This is a genomic window from Enterobacter cloacae complex sp. 382A5 (assembly GCF_050031095.1).
GTDB classification, from domain to species: Bacteria; Pseudomonadota; Gammaproteobacteria; order Enterobacterales; family Enterobacteriaceae; genus Enterobacter; species Enterobacter cloacae.
The window spans coordinates 1,013,559-1,028,328 of sequence record NZ_JBLGVK010000001.1 but is presented as its reverse complement, the minus strand read 5'-3'; the positions used below and the strand labels follow the sequence as shown (position 1 = coordinate 1,028,328).

14 protein-coding genes are annotated in these 14,770 nt (G+C 54.9%); 11 read left to right on the top strand and 3 right to left on the bottom strand.

Annotation, left to right across the window (positions count from 1 at the left end):
• Window positions 1–15 precede the first annotated feature (15 nt).
• From cyoB to ACQG2G_RS04830, 5 genes are all read left to right on the top strand, one after another.
• Window positions 16–2,007, top strand: coding sequence for a cytochrome o ubiquinol oxidase subunit I (gene cyoB / locus ACQG2G_RS04850; protein WP_013095850.1), 1,992 nt, complete (start codon window positions 16–18; stop codon window positions 2,005–2,007).
• The gene (locus ACQG2G_RS04845; RefSeq protein WP_003859057.1) at window positions 1,997–2,611 is read left to right on the top strand and encodes a cytochrome o ubiquinol oxidase subunit III; all 615 of its coding nucleotides are present in this window, start codon (window positions 1,997–1,999) and stop codon (window positions 2,609–2,611) included. The genes cyoB and ACQG2G_RS04845 overlap by 11 nt, the downstream gene beginning before the upstream one ends.
• Window positions 2,611–2,937, top strand: coding sequence for a cytochrome o ubiquinol oxidase subunit IV (locus tag ACQG2G_RS04840; protein ID WP_006176899.1), 327 nt, complete (start codon window positions 2,611–2,613; stop codon window positions 2,935–2,937). Before ACQG2G_RS04845 ends, ACQG2G_RS04840 begins: the two co-directional genes overlap by 1 nt.
• A gap of 11 nt (window positions 2,938–2,948) precedes the next feature.
• Window positions 2,949–3,836 carry a heme o synthase gene (cyoE, locus tag ACQG2G_RS04835; RefSeq protein ID WP_013095848.1) on the top strand — a complete coding sequence of 296 codons (888 nt, stop codon included), beginning with the start codon at window positions 2,949–2,951 and terminating at the stop codon, window positions 3,834–3,836.
• A 149-nt stretch (window positions 3,837–3,985) separates the two neighbouring features.
• The gene (locus ACQG2G_RS04830) at window positions 3,986–5,347 is read left to right on the top strand and encodes an MFS transporter (RefSeq protein WP_097534047.1); all 1,362 of its coding nucleotides are present in this window, start codon (window positions 3,986–3,988) and stop codon (window positions 5,345–5,347) included.
• A 29-nt stretch (window positions 5,348–5,376) separates the two neighbouring features.
• On the opposite strand, the gene ACQG2G_RS04825 is transcribed toward ACQG2G_RS04830, so the two are convergent.
• Together ACQG2G_RS04825 and ACQG2G_RS04820 are read right to left on the bottom strand one after the other, a co-directional pair.
• On the bottom strand, window positions 5,377–6,699 hold the full coding sequence (locus tag ACQG2G_RS04825; protein ID WP_020686790.1) for an IS4 family transposase: 1,323 nt from the start codon (window positions 6,697–6,699) through the stop codon (window positions 5,377–5,379).
• A gap of 105 nt (window positions 6,700–6,804) precedes the next feature.
• Entirely contained in the window at window positions 6,805–7,296 is a 492-nt protein-coding gene (locus tag ACQG2G_RS04820) for a YajQ family cyclic di-GMP-binding protein (RefSeq protein ID WP_008503327.1), read from the bottom strand.
• A gap of 128 nt (window positions 7,297–7,424) precedes the next feature.
• On the opposite strand from ACQG2G_RS04820, the gene panE reads away from it, so the two are divergent.
• Window positions 7,425–8,336 (top strand): 2-dehydropantoate 2-reductase, encoded by a 912-nt coding sequence (gene panE / locus ACQG2G_RS04815; RefSeq protein WP_061772176.1) that lies wholly within the window; start codon window positions 7,425–7,427, stop codon window positions 8,334–8,336.
• Window positions 8,299–8,892 carry a protein deglycase YajL gene (gene yajL / locus ACQG2G_RS04810; protein WP_061772175.1) on the top strand — a complete coding sequence of 198 codons (594 nt, stop codon included), beginning with the start codon at window positions 8,299–8,301 and terminating at the stop codon, window positions 8,890–8,892. Before panE ends, yajL begins: the two co-directional genes overlap by 38 nt.
• Before the next feature lie 136 nt (window positions 8,893–9,028).
• On the opposite strand, the gene thiI is transcribed toward yajL, so the two are convergent.
• Window positions 9,029–10,477, bottom strand: a complete 1,449-nt coding sequence (gene thiI, locus ACQG2G_RS04805) for a tRNA uracil 4-sulfurtransferase ThiI (RefSeq protein WP_013095844.1) — start codon at window positions 10,475–10,477, stop codon at window positions 9,029–9,031.
• Window positions 10,478–10,668: 191 nt separating this feature from the next.
• Between thiI and xseB the strand changes: the two genes are divergently transcribed.
• The 4 genes from xseB to ACQG2G_RS04785 all read left to right on the top strand — a co-directional run bounded on the left by xseB (window position 10,669) and on the right by ACQG2G_RS04785 (window position 14,736).
• Window positions 10,669–10,911: an exodeoxyribonuclease VII small subunit gene (gene xseB / locus ACQG2G_RS04800; protein ID WP_008503331.1), complete on the top strand. Its 243-nt coding sequence runs from the start codon at window positions 10,669–10,671 to the stop codon at window positions 10,909–10,911.
• Window positions 10,912–11,811, top strand: coding sequence for a (2E,6E)-farnesyl diphosphate synthase (gene ispA, locus ACQG2G_RS04795; protein WP_061772174.1), 900 nt, complete (start codon window positions 10,912–10,914; stop codon window positions 11,809–11,811).
• A 24-nt stretch (window positions 11,812–11,835) separates the two neighbouring features.
• Entirely contained in the window at window positions 11,836–13,698 is a 1,863-nt protein-coding gene (gene dxs / locus ACQG2G_RS04790) for a 1-deoxy-D-xylulose-5-phosphate synthase (protein ID WP_248079153.1), read from the top strand.
• Window positions 13,699–13,761: 63 nt separating this feature from the next.
• On the top strand, window positions 13,762–14,736 hold the full coding sequence (locus ACQG2G_RS04785) for an aldo/keto reductase (protein ID WP_038985384.1): 975 nt from the start codon (window positions 13,762–13,764) through the stop codon (window positions 14,734–14,736).
• Window positions 14,737–14,770: the final 34 nt, after the last annotated feature.

Here is a 14,770-nt window from a genome sequence, read left to right as displayed (position 1 = left end):
GGGCCGAGGAAGAAAATGTTCGGAAAATTGACACTGGATGCAGTGCCCTACCATGAACCGATTATCATGGTTACGGTGGCTGCCATTATCATCGGTGGCGCGGCCTTACTGGCCTTGATCACTTACTTCGGTAAGTGGAGCTACCTGTGGAACGAGTGGCTGACTTCGGTTGACCACAAAAAACTCGGTATCATGTACTGCATCGTCGGTATCGTCATGTTAATTCGTGGCTTTGCGGATGCGATCATGATGCGTAGCCAGCAGGCACTCGCGTCTGCGGGTGAAGCCGGCTTCCTGCCACCGCACCACTACGACCAGATCTTTACCGCTCACGGCGTTATCATGATCTTCTTCGTGGCGATGCCGCTGGTTATCGGTCTGATGAACGTTGTCGTTCCGCTGCAAATTGGCGCGCGCGACGTTGCGTTCCCGTTCCTGAACAACCTGAGCTTCTGGTTTACGGTTGTCGGCGTTATCCTGGTTAACCTGTCACTGGGCGTGGGTGAATTCGCTCAGACCGGCTGGCTGGCTTACCCACCGCTGTCAGGAATTGAGTACAGTCCGGGCGTTGGCGTTGACTACTGGATTTGGGCGCTTCAGCTCTCCGGTGTCGGTACCACCCTGACCGGTATCAACTTCTTCGTGACCATCCTGAAGATGCGTGCACCTGGTATGACCATGTTCAAGATGCCGGTATTTACCTGGGCATCTCTGTGCGCCAACGTACTGATTATCGCATCCTTCCCAATTCTGACCGTCACCATCGCGCTGCTGACCCTGGACCGCTACCTGGGCACCCATTTCTTCACGAATGACATGGGTGGCAACATGATGATGTACATCAACCTGATTTGGGCCTGGGGTCACCCGGAAGTGTACATTCTGGTTCTGCCTGTCTTCGGTGTGTTCTCCGAAATCGCAGCAACCTTCTCGCGTAAACGTCTGTTTGGTTACACCTCTCTGGTGTGGGCAACCGTCTGTATTACCGTTCTGTCGTTCATCGTTTGGCTGCACCACTTCTTTACTATGGGTGCGGGCGCGAACGTAAACGCCTTCTTCGGTATTACCACCATGATTATCGCCATCCCTACCGGGGTGAAGATCTTCAACTGGCTGTTCACCATGTACCAGGGCCGTATCGTGTTCCACTCAGCGATGCTGTGGACCATCGGCTTCATCGTCACCTTCTCCGTAGGTGGGATGACCGGCGTACTGCTGGCGGTACCGGGTGCTGACTTCGTTCTGCACAACAGTCTGTTCCTGATTGCGCACTTCCATAACGTTATCATCGGTGGCGTGGTCTTCGGCTGCTTCGCTGGCGTAACCTACTGGTGGCCAAAAGCGTTCGGCTTCACGCTGAACGAGAAATGGGGTAAACGCGCGTTCTGGTTCTGGATCATTGGCTTCTTCGTGGCATTTATGCCGTTGTACGTGCTGGGCTTCATGGGTATGACCCGTCGTCTGAGCCAGCAGATCGATCCGCAGTTCCACCCAATGCTGATGGTTGCAGCGGGCGGTGCCGCGCTGATTGCCTGCGGTATTCTGTGCCAGCTGATTCAGTACTACGTGTCCATCCGTGACCGTAACCTGAACCGCGACCTGACCGGTGACCCATGGGGTGGCCGTACGCTGGAGTGGGCGACCTCTTCTCCACCTCCGTTCTATAACTTTGCCGTAGTGCCGCACATTCACGAACGTGATGCATTCTGGGAAATGAAAGAAAAAGGTGAAGCGTACAAGCAACCTGACCATTACGAAGAGATCCATATGCCGAAAAACAGCGCAGCGGGCATCGTGATTGCCGCTTTCGCAACGGTATTTGGTTTCGCAATGATCTGGCACATCTGGTGGATGGCGATTGTTGGCTTCGCTGGCATCGTAATCAGCTGGATTGTGAAGAGCTTTGACGAGGACGTGGACTACTACGTACCAGTCCGTGAAGTTGAAAAGCTGGAAAATCAGCATTTCGACGAGATTTCTAAAGCGGGGCTGAAAAATGGCAACTGATACTCTGGCGCACTCGACTGCCCACGCGCATGAACATGCGCACCACGATACAGGACCGACGAAAGTCTTCGGGTTCTGGATCTACCTGATGAGCGACTGCATTCTGTTCTGCTGTCTGTTCGCAACCTATGCCGTTCTGGTGAACGGCACAGCGGGCGGCCCGACCGGCAAGGACATTTTTGAACTGCCGTTCGTTCTGGTTGAAACCGCACTGCTGTTATTCAGCTCCATTACCTACGGCATGGCGGCTATCGCCATGTACAAAAACAACAAGAGCCAGGTTGTCTCCTGGCTGGCGTTGACCTGGTTGTTTGGTGCTGGATTCATCGGGATGGAAATCTATGAATTCCATCACCTGATTATGGAAGGCTTCGGGCCGGATCGCAGTGGCTTCCTGTCTGCGTTCTTCGCGCTGGTCGGTACCCACGGTCTGCACGTGACCTCCGGTCTGATCTGGATGGCGGTTCTGATGTTCCAGATCTCCCGTCGCGGCCTGACCAGCACTAACCGTACCCGTATCATGTGCCTGAGCCTGTTCTGGCACTTCCTGGACGTGGTGTGGATCTGTGTGTTCTCTGTTGTCTATCTGATGGGGGCGATGTAATGAGTCATTCAAACGATCATGGCGCTTCCCACGGTAGCGTAAAAACCTACATGACAGGTTTTATCCTGTCGATCATCCTGACGGTGATCCCGTTCTGGATGGTGATGAGCGGTTCTGCGTCTAAGCCGGTTATTCTGGGTGCAATCCTGGTGACCGCGGTGATTCAGATTCTGGTGCATCTGGTTTGCTTCCTGCACATGAACACCAAGTCCGATGAAGGCTGGAACATGACGGCTTTCATCTTTACCGTGATTATCATCGCTATCCTGGTAGTCGGTTCCATCTGGATTATGTGGAACCTTAACTACAACATGATGGTTCACTAAGAGCGGCGAGTATGTTTAAGCAATACCTGCAAGTAACGAAACCAGGCATCATCTTTGGCAACCTGATCTCCGTGATCGGAGGGTTCCTGCTGGCCTCCAAAGGCAGCATTGATTACACCCTCTTTATCTACACGCTGGTCGGTGTGTCACTGGTTGTTGCGTCCGGTTGTGTATTTAACAACTACATCGACATGGATATCGACAAGAAGATGGAAAGGACCAAAAATCGGGTGCTGGTGAAAGGCCTGATCGCCCCTTCCGTCTCGCTGGTGTACGCCACCTTGCTGGGTATTGCTGGCTTTATGCTGCTGTGGTTTGGTGCTAACCCGCTGGCCTGCTGGCTGGGGGTGATGGGGTTCGTGGTGTATGTAGGCGTCTACAGCCTGTATATGAAGCGTCACTCCGTCTACGGCACGCTGATTGGTTCTCTCTCCGGCGCTGCGCCGCCGGTGATTGGCTACTGCGCCGTCACGAACGAGTTCGACAGCGGTGCGCTGATCCTGCTGGCTATCTTTAGCCTGTGGCAGATGCCGCACTCCTATGCCATCGCGATTTTCCGCTTTAAGGATTATCAGGCAGCGAACATTCCGGTTCTGCCGGTCGTGAAAGGTATTTCCGTTGCCAAGAACCACATCACGCTGTACATCATCGCCTTTGCCGTGGCAACGCTGATGCTCTCGCTGGGAGGTTACGCCGGGTATAAATATCTGGCGGTGGCCGCAGCCGTAAGCGTCTGGTGGCTCGGTATGGCCCTGCGCGGTTACAAAGTGGAAGATGACAAAGTCTGGGCTCGCAAACTGTTTGTGTTCTCGATTGTTGCCATCACCTCGCTGTCCGTGATGATGTCCGTGGACTTTATGGTGCCGGATTCGCATAACCTGCTGACTTACGTCTGGTAAGCCACAACAGGTGAATAAAGGGGTGCTTCGGCACCCTTTTTTATTCACTGAATCTATCAATAACGCATGTAATATTTGTTAAATAACCCTTTATTTACCCCGCCCCTTCCCCGCACTACACTATGGCCTGCTTTTGAATTGAGGTGGCAATGAACGATTATAAAATGACACCGGGCGAGCTGCGTGCGACCTGGGGTTTAGGGACTGTTTTCTCGCTACGGATGCTTGGCATGTTTATGGTCCTGCCTGTTCTGACCACATACGGCATGGCATTGCAGGGCGCCAGCGAAGCGCTGATTGGCCTGGCGATTGGTATTTATGGTCTGGCTCAGGCGGTATTCCAGATCCCGTTTGGTCTGCTCTCTGACCGCGTCGGCCGCAAGCCGCTCATTGTCGGTGGTTTGCTGGTTTTTGTGCTCGGTAGCATCATCGCCGCCCTCTCCCACTCCATCTGGGGAATTATTCTTGGCCGCGCCCTGCAGGGCTCCGGCGCGATTGCCGCCGCCGTGATGGCGCTGCTGTCGGATTTAACCCGTGAACAGAACCGTACCAAAGCGATGGCATTTATCGGCGTGAGCTTTGGCGTCACGTTTGCGATTGCGATGGTGCTCGGCCCCATTATTACCCACACGCTTGGCCTGCACGCTCTGTTCTGGATGATTGCCGTGCTGGCGACCATCGGTATTGCCTTAACGCTGTGGGTGGTACCGGACAGCAAAAACCACGTCCTCAACCGTGAATCCGGGATGGTCAAAGGCTGCTTTAGCAAGGTACTGGTTGAGCCGCGCCTGTTGAAGCTTAACTTCGGCATTATGTGTCTGCACATTCTGCTGATGTCGACCTTTGTCGCCCTGCCCGGTCAACTGGCTGCCGCAGGTTTCCCGGCGGCAGAACACTGGAAAATCTATCTGGTGACGATGGTGATTTCGTTCGTCTCGGTGGTACCGTTTATTATCTATGCCGAAGTGAAGCGCAAAATGAAGCGCGTTTTCATTGGCTGTGTGGCGGTATTGCTGATTGCCGAGATCGTGCTCTGGGGCGCTGGCCCCCACTTCTGGGAACTGGTTGCCGGTGTGCAGCTCTTCTTCCTGGCGTTTAACCTGATGGAAGCCCTGCTGCCGTCGCTGATCAGCAAAGAATCCCCTGCCGGTTATAAAGGCACGGCGATGGGGATTTACTCCACCAGCCAGTTCATCGGCGTGGCCATTGGCGGTGCCCTCGGCGGCTGGGTCGACGGCCTGTTTGATTCCCAAACCGTCTTCCTCGCAGGCGCACTGCTGGCGACGGTCTGGCTGCTGGTTGCCGGTACCATGAAAGAGCCGCGCTACGTCAGTAGCCTGCGGGTAGAAATTCCTGACGGCGTTGAGATCAACGATGCGCTGAAACAGCGTCTTGCATCGACAGAGGGCGTGAGTGAAGTGCTTCTCGCGGCAGAAGAGCGCAGCGCGTATGTCAAAATAGACAGTAAGGTGACAAACCGCTTTGAAGTTGAACAGGCGCTGAAAGCCTGAAAAAAAGCCCGGTTAAACCGTAATGCTGGTCACTTAAGGTGATCAGCATTTTTTCTTGCCGGATATTTCTGGGCTTTTATTCTCACTTCCCGGGGGTAACTTCGCTCTCTTCTTCCCGGTAATACTAGCCACTTTGCTTTCTCATACAGCGTTCTTAACTCACCCGGCATCTTACCCGGTGAGGCCCATGGCAGCGTTATCAGAAGCCTGGTTATTTCACTTATTGTGCCGCTAAAGCTCAACTGGTAAGGCAGATAATCGCCCTTCAGTTCAAACGCCATCCTTACCATCTGGTATCTCACCAGGTTGTAAGTCAGCAGTACCCCCCATAACTCCTGTCGCACCAGTTCTGGCAACTTACTGCGTAACGTCCAGCGGCTGTCCATCATTCCCTGCTTCGCTTCCCGGTAACCCAGTTCAATTTCCCACCTGTGACGATATAACTCGCTGATATCATTGCCAGGGTAGCGATTCTGGTCTGTCAGGGATGTCAGAACCTGTTTTTCTTTTCCGTCAACCGTTCGGGTCAGCAGTCTTGCGGTGAACCGCCCCGGGAGTGCTGGCCACTGTTTCCGGGCCTGTGGGCTGGTTTTCAGTTCAACAAGCTCGTCGCCACGTCCCAGCTTACGCACAACTTCATATTGTGTGTTTTTTTTCAGTGGCAGCAGCCAGTGCCGGTTTTCTCCGGACATCTGCCAGTGATGAAGCAGTCCCGGAGAGTAAAATCCTTTATCGAATAAAGTGATACTCTCATCCGGCGTTCTTTCTGCCAGCTGCGCTGCCAGTCGCATTTCGCTGACGTTCTCGCTGTCAAAGGCGCTGGCGTTGATCAGATGGCTGCTCAGCTCCATCAGACAAACCATCCTGACCTGCGGATAGCCACCGGTACCATTTCGCCCTGCGGGTCTGCTGAAGGCCGCGCTGTTTTCCGGCGTGTCTGCCGTACGCCAGACAACACCGTCCACAGCAAACAGATTCAGTCCGTGCCATTTCGGATGGGCCGCCTGCTGGTTCCAGTACCGCTGTGTAATGTCGAACAGTTCCCGCACAGCATCTTCCCCGAGCGTTTTTCGGCGCTGAATAACTGAGCTGCGGGCGGTGAAAGGCTCACCGGTCCTGTCAGTGATATCCATCAGATTCACGATCTCGGTCATAGGGCGATTGCAGAAAATGGACATGCCAACGACCAGCCAAATCATGGATTCAAGAGGAAGTTTGCGTTTGCGGAGTGTGACAGTATCAGTCAACGTTAACGCTTTCTGAATGAATTCAGTGGGAATGAGGTCCGAGAGGCTACGGGCGTGCTCAGGGGAGGTAACGTTGATAATGCCGAGGGCTTGTGAAAGTTCCATTTAAAAAAGGGTCCATGATGAACATGAACCCTTTTTACACCAGCCACCGGATCGGTCAACCGATCCTTAAACGATCGGCATTAGGTTAAACCGGGCTTTTTCGTTTTAATCGCGGAAGTTTTTAAACTGGAACGGTTGTCCCAGATCGCCGCCGCGCACCAGCGCCATGACGGACTGCAGATCATCACGGGATTTTCCGGTAACACGAATTTCTTCACCCTGGATCTGCGCCTGAACCTTCAGCTTGCTGTCTTTGATGAGCTTAACGATTTTCTTCTGAACCGCGCTCTCAATGCCCTGCTTCAGTTTGGCTTCAACAAACCAGGTTTTACCGCTGTGCACGAACTCTTCCGGTACATCCAGCGAGGTCCCTTCAATGCCGCGTTTTAACAGCTTGGCACGCAGAATATCGAGCAGCTGGTTGACCTGGAAATCAGATTCGCTCAGCACCTTAATGGTCTTATTGGCATCGTTCAGCTCAAACGAGGCTTCAACGCCACGAAAATCGAAACGTGACTCAACTTCGCGGGTTGCGTTTTCTACGCCGTTGCGAACTTCCTGGATATCAACTTCGGAAACAATATCGAAAGATGGCATCTTTTCTTCTCCCTTCATTTTTGTTGCGTTGCATAATACCCGCTACGAGGCATAACTCAACAGAAGCTTAGCTGACGGCGCTATACTTAGGCCGTAACACCTGGCGCAGTTGCAGGTGAGGAGGAACAATGAAAATTACAGTGCTCGGATGCGGAGCCCTTGGTCAACTCTGGCTGACCGCCCTATGCAAGCACGGACACGAAGTTCAGGGCTGGCTGCGCGTACCTCAGCCCTATTGCAGTGTAAACCTGATTGGTGAAGACGGAAGTATCTTTAACGAATCCCTCACCGCGAACGATCCTGATTTCCTGGCGCATAGCGACCTGCTGCTGGTGACGCTCAAAGCGTGGCAAGTTTCAGATGCGGTAAAAGCGCTGGCCGCCCAGCTTCCCCCCACGTCGCCCGTTTTATTGCTGCATAACGGCATGGGGACGATTGATGAACTGAAAAGCATTGTGCAGCCGCTGCTGATGGCCACCACCACGCACGCCGCGCGCCGCGACGGCAATATCATTGTGCACGTGGCCAGCGGCGTCACGCATATTGGACCTGCCCGGGACCAGGACGGTGACTACAGTTATCTGGCAGACACCCTGCAAACGGTGCTTCCGGACGTGGCCTGGCACAACAACATTCGCCCTCAGCTGTGGCGTAAGCTGGCCGTTAACTGTGTGATTAATCCGCTGACGGCGCTGTGGGACTGCCCGAACGGGGAACTGAAGCACCATCCGCAGGAGGTTGCCACCCTCTGTTCTGAAGTCGCCTCGGTGATCGAGCGTGAAGGCTTACACACATCGGCGGATGATTTACGCTATTATGTCGAGCAGGTTATTGATAGTACGGCAGAAAATATCTCATCCATGTTGCAGGATGTTCGGGCGCTACGCCACACGGAAATCGACTACATCACTGGCTATCTGCTAAAACGCGCCCGCGCACACGGTATCACTGTGCCGGAAAACGCCCGCCTGTATGACCTGGTAAAACGTAAGGAGAGTGAATATGAGCGCGTCGGCACTGGTTTGCCTCGCCCCTGGTAGCGAAGAGACAGAAGCGGTCACCACCATCGATATCATGGTGCGTGGCGGCATTCAGGTCACCACCGCCAGCGTCGCCAGCGATGGCAACCTGGCTATTACCTGTTCCCGAGGAGTAAAACTCCTCGCAGATGCGCCGCTAGTACAGGTGGCCGACGGGGACTATGACATCATCGTGCTGCCCGGCGGCCTGAAAGGGGCGGAGTATTTTCGCGACAGCACTCTGTTAGTCGAAACCGTCAGACAGTTTCATCTGTCGGGACGTATCGTTGCTGCCATTTGTGCCGCCGCCGGTACCGTGCTGGTTCCGCATAATATCTTTCCCATCGGTAACATGACCGGTTTCCCGGGGCTGAAAGAGACCATCCCGGAAGAGCAGTGGGTGGATAAACGCGTCGTCTGGGATCCGCGCGTCAACCTGCTCACCAGCCAGGGGCCAGGTACCGCGATAGACTTTGGCTTAAAGATTGTTGACCTGCTGGTCGGGCGAGAGAAAGCCTACGAAGTCGCCTCAACGCTGGTGATGGCGGCGGGGATTTATAACTACTATCAAGAGTAGTGCAAAGAAAAGCCGGGTGGCGGTAGGTAAAAGCAAAACGGCAACCTCAGGTTGCCGTTTTTAATGTTTGCGCCCTCTCCCCGTGGGAGAGGGTCGGGGTGAGGGCATCAAGCCACACACACACACCCGCAAAAAACTACGGACGATACACCTTCACATTCGCAAAGCCCTGCTCACGCAGGTACAGCGCCTGCAGGCGACTCATCACCCCACGCTCACACCACAGCAGGTATGTTTTGCTCTGGTCGAGGTCGCCAAATTTGGTGCTCAGCTTATAGAACGGCAGAGAAACCACTTCCACCCCTTCCACCTGTAGCGGCTTGTCGTCCTGCTCATCAACGGAGCGGATATCCAGAATCGCGTCGTTGGCACCGAAACCGCTCACGGTTTCAACTTCAACCACTTCCTGCTCGGTCTGCTGGGCAATCTCACGGATGTCGATGTTGGAGGCTTCTTCCACCACTTTATCCAGAATGCTGAAATCGAAGTGCTCTTCTTCCGCTTCGATCTTCGCTTTTACCGCTTTGACCGTCGGGCTCTTCGAAATCACGCCGCAGTACTCTGGCATGGTACGGGCAAAATCTTCAGTGCCGATTTCGCGCGCCAGATCGATGATGTGCTCTTTGTCATGAGAGATCAGCGGACGCAGGATCAGGGTGTCAGAGACATTGTCGATGAGACGCAGGTTGGTCAGCGTCTGGCTGGAAACCTGACCCAGCGCTTCACCGGTGACCAGCGCCTGCACACCGTAGCGTTCCGCTACTTTAGAGGCCGCACGGACCATCATACGCTTGAGGACCACGCCCATCTGGCCGTCATCCACTTTCTCCAGGATTTCGCCAACCACTGGCTCGAAGTTGATCGCCACAAAGCGCACGCGGTGCGAGCTGCCAAAGCGATTCCACAGATAGTGTGCCACCTGACGCACGCCGATTTCATGCGCCGCGCCGCCCAGATTAAAGAAGCAGTAATGCACACGGCAGCCGCGACGCATCAGCATGTAGCTGGAGACGCCAGAGTCGAAACCACCGGAAATCAGGGACAGCACATCTTCCTGGGTACCGATTGGGAAGCCGCCGATACCTTCGTAACGCCCTTTCACCAGCAGCAGGCGATCGTTTTCGATCTCCAAGTTCACGGTGACATCCGGGTTGGTCAGACGCACGCGCGCCGTTTCAACATGCTGGTTCAGACCGCCGCCAACGTAACGTTCCACCTCGATAGAGCTGAATTCGTGCTTGCCGCGACGCTTCACGCGCACGCAGAAGGTTTTGCCTTCGATCTGGTCGCGATACTGCACCAGCGCTTTTTCGAAGATGTCATGCAGGGAAGTGAACGGAACATCTTCCACTTCCAGAATATGGTGAATACCCGGAATACGGGTCAGCGCGTCGCGAATGTCCTGACGTTTGTTTTCATCTTTCGCGCGAACTTCAACGTGATCCCAGTGGCGCACCACGGCGAGGGTTTCGTCGTAGTGTTTTAAAACGTTACGAATGTTCCCGGTGAGAATTTTAATAAAGCGCAAACGCACAGATTGGCTTTTGATGGTGATTTCAGGGAACAATTTAATGATAAACTTCATGGCGGCAATGTTTCTTAGGCAAGCGTATTAAGGCTTGTAATGGAAAATAATATTACAGCCCACACCCGTGGCTGCATCCAGGCGCGCAAGTATACCACCATCGCGCCGTTCCTGTGCACATTGCGCGTTATTTGATAATTGCCCCGAGTCCGTTACCATGTCGGGGCTGAGAATATAAGAGTCAATTCACTATGCCGAAGAAGAACGACGCACCGGCCAGTTTTGAAACTGCGCTGAGTGAACTGGAGCAGATCGTCACCCGCCTTGAGAGCGGTGATTTACCGCTGGAAGAGGCGCTCAATGAATTCGAGCGTGGCGTGCAGCTGGCGCGCCAGGGGCAGGTTAAACTGCAGCAGGCCGAGCAGCGTGTGCAGATCCTGCTTTCCGATAGCGAAGACGCTAAGACAACGCCTTTCACACCGGACGCCGAGTAAATGGATTTTTCTAACGAGCTTCAGGCGCGAGTCATACGCGCCAACGACGCCCTGCGCCGTTTTATTGCGCCACAACCTTTTCAGAACACTCCACTGGTTGAGGCCATGCACTATGGCGCACTCTTGGGTGGAAAGCGCCTGCGCCCGTTCCTCGTCTACGCCACAGGCAATATGTTTGGTATCAGCGATACTACGCTGGACGCCCCGGCTGCCGCCGTTGAGTGCATCCATGCCTACTCGCTGATCCACGATGATTTACCGGCGATGGATGATGACGATCTGCGTCGCGGTCAGCCAACCTGCCATATTAAGTTTGGCGAAGCGAATGCCATCCTGGCGGGGGATGCTCTGCAAACGCTGGCATTCTCTATTCTGAGCGATGCGCCGATGGCAGAAGTCAGCGATCGCGACCGTCTGGCAATGGTTTCCGAGCTGGCGATGGCCAGCGGCGTTGCCGGCATGTGCGGCGGGCAAGCGCTGGATCTGGAGGCAGAAGGACGTCAGGTTAATCTGGAACAGCTGGAGCGTATTCACCGGCATAAAACGGGCGCACTCATTCGTGCCGCCGTTCGCCTGGGCGCACTGAGCGCGGGTGAACAGGGGCGCAAAGCCCTGCCGATTCTGGACAGATACGCAGAAAGTATCGGTCTGGCGTTCCAGGTTCAGGATGACATTCTGGATGTGGTGGGCGATACTGCAACATTGGGTAAACGTCAGGGTGCGGATCAGCAGCTTGGCAAAAGTACCTACCCCGCCCTGCTGGGTCTTGAGCAAGCCCAGCGTAAAGCCCGGGATCTGATAGAGGAAGCCCGCCAGTCGCTGAATGAACTGGCCGCGCAGTCTCTCGATACCTCGGCACTGGAAGCGCTAGCGGACTATATAATCCAGCGTGATAAATAAACACACTATCTCGATGAGCCTTTGATGAGTTTTGATATTGCCAAATACCCGACACTGGCGTTAGTTGACTCCACCCAGGAGTTGCGTCTGTTGCCGAAAGAGAACCTGCCGAAGCTGTGCGACGAGCTGCGTCGCTATCTGCTCGACAGCGTAAGCCGCTCCAGCGGACATTTCGCCTCCGGGCTTGGCACGGTCGAGCTGACCGTTGCGCTGCACTACGTCTACAACACCCCGTTCGATCAGCTCATCTGGGACGTGGGCCATCAGGCCTATCCACATAAAATTCTGACGGGTCGTCGCGATCAAATTGGCACGATCCGCCAGAAAGGCGGCCTGCATCCGTTCCCGTGGCGCGGTGAGAGTGAGTACGATGTTTTAAGCGTCGGCCACTCCTCCACCTCCATCTCTGCGGGTATCGGTATTGCCGTGGCCGCCGAAAAAGAGAACAAGCAGCGCCGCACCGTCTGCGTGATCGGCGACGGCGCCATCACCGCCGGGATGGCCTTTGAGGCCATGAACCACGCGGGCGATATCAAGCCGGACATGCTGGTTATCCTGAACGATAACGAAATGTCGATTTCCGAGAACGTCGGCGCGCTGAACAACCATCTGGCACAGCTGCTCTCCGGCAAGCTTTACTCCACGCTGCGCGAAGGCGGCAAGAAAGTCTTCTCTGGCGTACCGCCAATCAAAGAGCTGCTCAAGCGCACCGAAGAACACATCAAAGGCATGGTCGTGCCGGGCACACTCTTTGAAGAGCTGGGCTTTAACTATATTGGCCCGGTTGATGGGCACGACGTGCTGGGGCTGGTCACCACGCTCAAGAACATGCGCGACCTGAAAGGCCCGCAGTTCCTGCATATCATGACGAAAAAAGGCCGTGGTTACGAACCGGCGGAAAAAGATCCGATCACTTTCCACGCGGTACCTAAATTCGATCCGACCAGCGGTTGTCTGCCAAAAAGCAGCGGCGGTATGCCGAGCTATTCCAAAATCTTCGGTGACTGGTTATGTGAAACCGCGACGAAAGACAACAAGCTGATGGCGATCACCCCGGCCATGCGAGAAGGTTCCGGCATGGTCGAGTTCTCCAAAAAATACCCTGACCAGTATTTTGACGTGGCGATTGCCGAGCAGCACGCAGTCACCTTCGCGGCGGGTCTGGCGATTGGTGGATACAAACCGGTGGTGGCGATCTACTCCACCTTCCTGCAACGTGCCTACGATCAAGTGATCCATGACGTTGCCATCCAGAAGCTGCCGGTGCTGTTTGCTATCGACCGCGCAGGCATCGTGGGTGCTGACGGCCAGACGCACCAGGGTGCATTCGATCTTTCGTTCCTGCGCTGCATCCCGGACATGGTTATCATGACGCCAAGTGACGAAAACGAATGTCGTCAGATGCTGTATACCGGCTATCACTATCAGGATGGTCCAAGCGCGGTTCGCTATCCACGCGGTAACGCGGTAGGCGTTGAGCTGCAGCCGCTGGAAAAACTGGCGATAGGTAAAGGTCTGGTGAAACGTCGCGGTGAGAAAGTGGCAATTCTGAACTTTGGTACCCTGATGCCAGAGGCCGCTAAGGTCGCTGAAGCGCTGAATGCCACTCTGGTGGATATGCGCTTCGTGAAACCGCTCGATGAATCCCTGATCCTGGAAATGGCAGAAACCCATGAGGTGCTGGTGACGCTGGAAGAAAACGCCATCATGGGCGGCGCGGGTAGCGGCGTGAACGAGGTGCTGATGGCGAACCGTAAAGCCGTTCCGGTACTGAACCTTGGTCTGCCGGATCACTTCATTCCGCAAGGTACTCAGGATGAAGCCCGCGCGGCAATTGGCCTGGACGCCGCTGGTATTGAAGCCAAAATTCGTATCTGGCTTGCCTGATCCTTCCCCTTTTCCGCTCCTGCTATGCTTAAACGTATTGTTTAAAAAAGCAGGAGTGGAACCATGCAATACACGACATTAGGAAAAACGGATCTTAACGTTTCCCGACTTTGCCTGGGCTGTATGACCTTTGGCGAGCCTGACCGGGGTAATCACGCCTGGACGCTGCCGGAAGAGAGCAGCCGCCCTATCATCAAACGCGCCATTGAAGGTGGCATTAACTTCTTTGACACCGCCAACAGCTACTCCGACGGCAGCAGTGAAGAGATCGTCGGCCGTGCCCTGCGCGATTTTGCGCGTCGTGATGAAATCGTCGTCGCCACCAAGGTCTATTACCCGGTGGGCGATCTGGCTGAGGGGCTCTCTCGCGCCCAGATCCTGCGTTCCATTGATGACAGCCTTCGACGCCTGAACATGGACTATGTCGACCTGCTGCAAATTCACCGCTGGGATTACAACACGCCCATTGAAGAGACGCTTGAAGCGCTCAACGATGTGGTGAAAGCCGGTAAAGCGCGCTACATCGGCGCATCGTCTATGCACGCGTCGCAGTTTGCTCAGGCGCTGGCTCTGCAGGCGCAACATGGCTGGGCGCGCTTCGTCACCATGCAGGATCACTACAACCTGATCTATCGCGAAGAAGAACGCGAGATGCTACCGCTCTGCTATCAGGAAGGCGTGGCGGTGATCCCGTGGAGCCCGCTGGCACGTGGTCGTCTGACCCGTCCGTGGGGGGAAACCACGGCCCGCCTGGTATCGGATGAAGTAGGAAAAAATCTTTATTCCAGTACAGAAGCCAGCGATGCGTTAATTGCCGAACGGTTAGCCGGGATCGCCGACGATACCGGAGCAACCCGCGCCCAGGTCGCGCTGGCATGGCTCCTGGGTAAACGCGGCGTCGCGGCACCGATTATTGGCACTTCGCGGGAAGAGCAGCTTGATGAACTGCTGAATGCGGTGGATATCACGCTGACGCCGGAGCAAGTTGCCGAGCTGGAGACACCGTATCAGCAGCATCCGGTGGTAGGGTTTAAGTAATCCCTCTCCCTAACCCTCTGATACGTAAGCCGGG

What these genes read in the sequence shown, in the direction of transcription:
- cyoB (WP_013095850.1), top strand. Translation starts at nt 16, where the DNA reads ATGTTCGGAAAATTGACACTGGATGCAGTGCCCTACCATGAACCGATT.
- ACQG2G_RS04845 (WP_003859057.1), top strand. Translation starts at nt 1,997, where the DNA reads ATGGCAACTGATACTCTGGCGCACTCGACTGCCCACGCGCATGAACAT.
- ACQG2G_RS04840 (WP_006176899.1), top strand. Translation starts at nt 2,611, where the DNA reads ATGAGTCATTCAAACGATCATGGCGCTTCCCACGGTAGCGTAAAAACC.
- cyoE (WP_013095848.1), top strand. Translation starts at nt 2,949, where the DNA reads ATGTTTAAGCAATACCTGCAAGTAACGAAACCAGGCATCATCTTTGGC.
- ACQG2G_RS04830 (WP_097534047.1), top strand. Translation starts at nt 3,986, where the DNA reads ATGAACGATTATAAAATGACACCGGGCGAGCTGCGTGCGACCTGGGGT.
- ACQG2G_RS04825 (WP_020686790.1), bottom strand. Translation starts at nt 6,699, where the DNA reads ATGGAACTTTCACAAGCCCTCGGCATTATCAACGTTACCTCCCCTGAG.
- ACQG2G_RS04820 (WP_008503327.1), bottom strand. Translation starts at nt 7,296, where the DNA reads ATGCCATCTTTCGATATTGTTTCCGAAGTTGATATCCAGGAAGTTCGC.
- panE (WP_061772176.1), top strand. Translation starts at nt 7,425, where the DNA reads ATGAAAATTACAGTGCTCGGATGCGGAGCCCTTGGTCAACTCTGGCTG.
- yajL (WP_061772175.1), top strand. Translation starts at nt 8,299, where the DNA reads ATGAGCGCGTCGGCACTGGTTTGCCTCGCCCCTGGTAGCGAAGAGACA.
- thiI (WP_013095844.1), bottom strand. Translation starts at nt 10,477, where the DNA reads ATGAAGTTTATCATTAAATTGTTCCCTGAAATCACCATCAAAAGCCAA.
- xseB (WP_008503331.1), top strand. Translation starts at nt 10,669, where the DNA reads ATGCCGAAGAAGAACGACGCACCGGCCAGTTTTGAAACTGCGCTGAGT.
- ispA (WP_061772174.1), top strand. Translation starts at nt 10,912, where the DNA reads ATGGATTTTTCTAACGAGCTTCAGGCGCGAGTCATACGCGCCAACGAC.
- dxs (WP_248079153.1), top strand. Translation starts at nt 11,836, where the DNA reads ATGAGTTTTGATATTGCCAAATACCCGACACTGGCGTTAGTTGACTCC.
- ACQG2G_RS04785 (WP_038985384.1), top strand. Translation starts at nt 13,762, where the DNA reads ATGCAATACACGACATTAGGAAAAACGGATCTTAACGTTTCCCGACTT.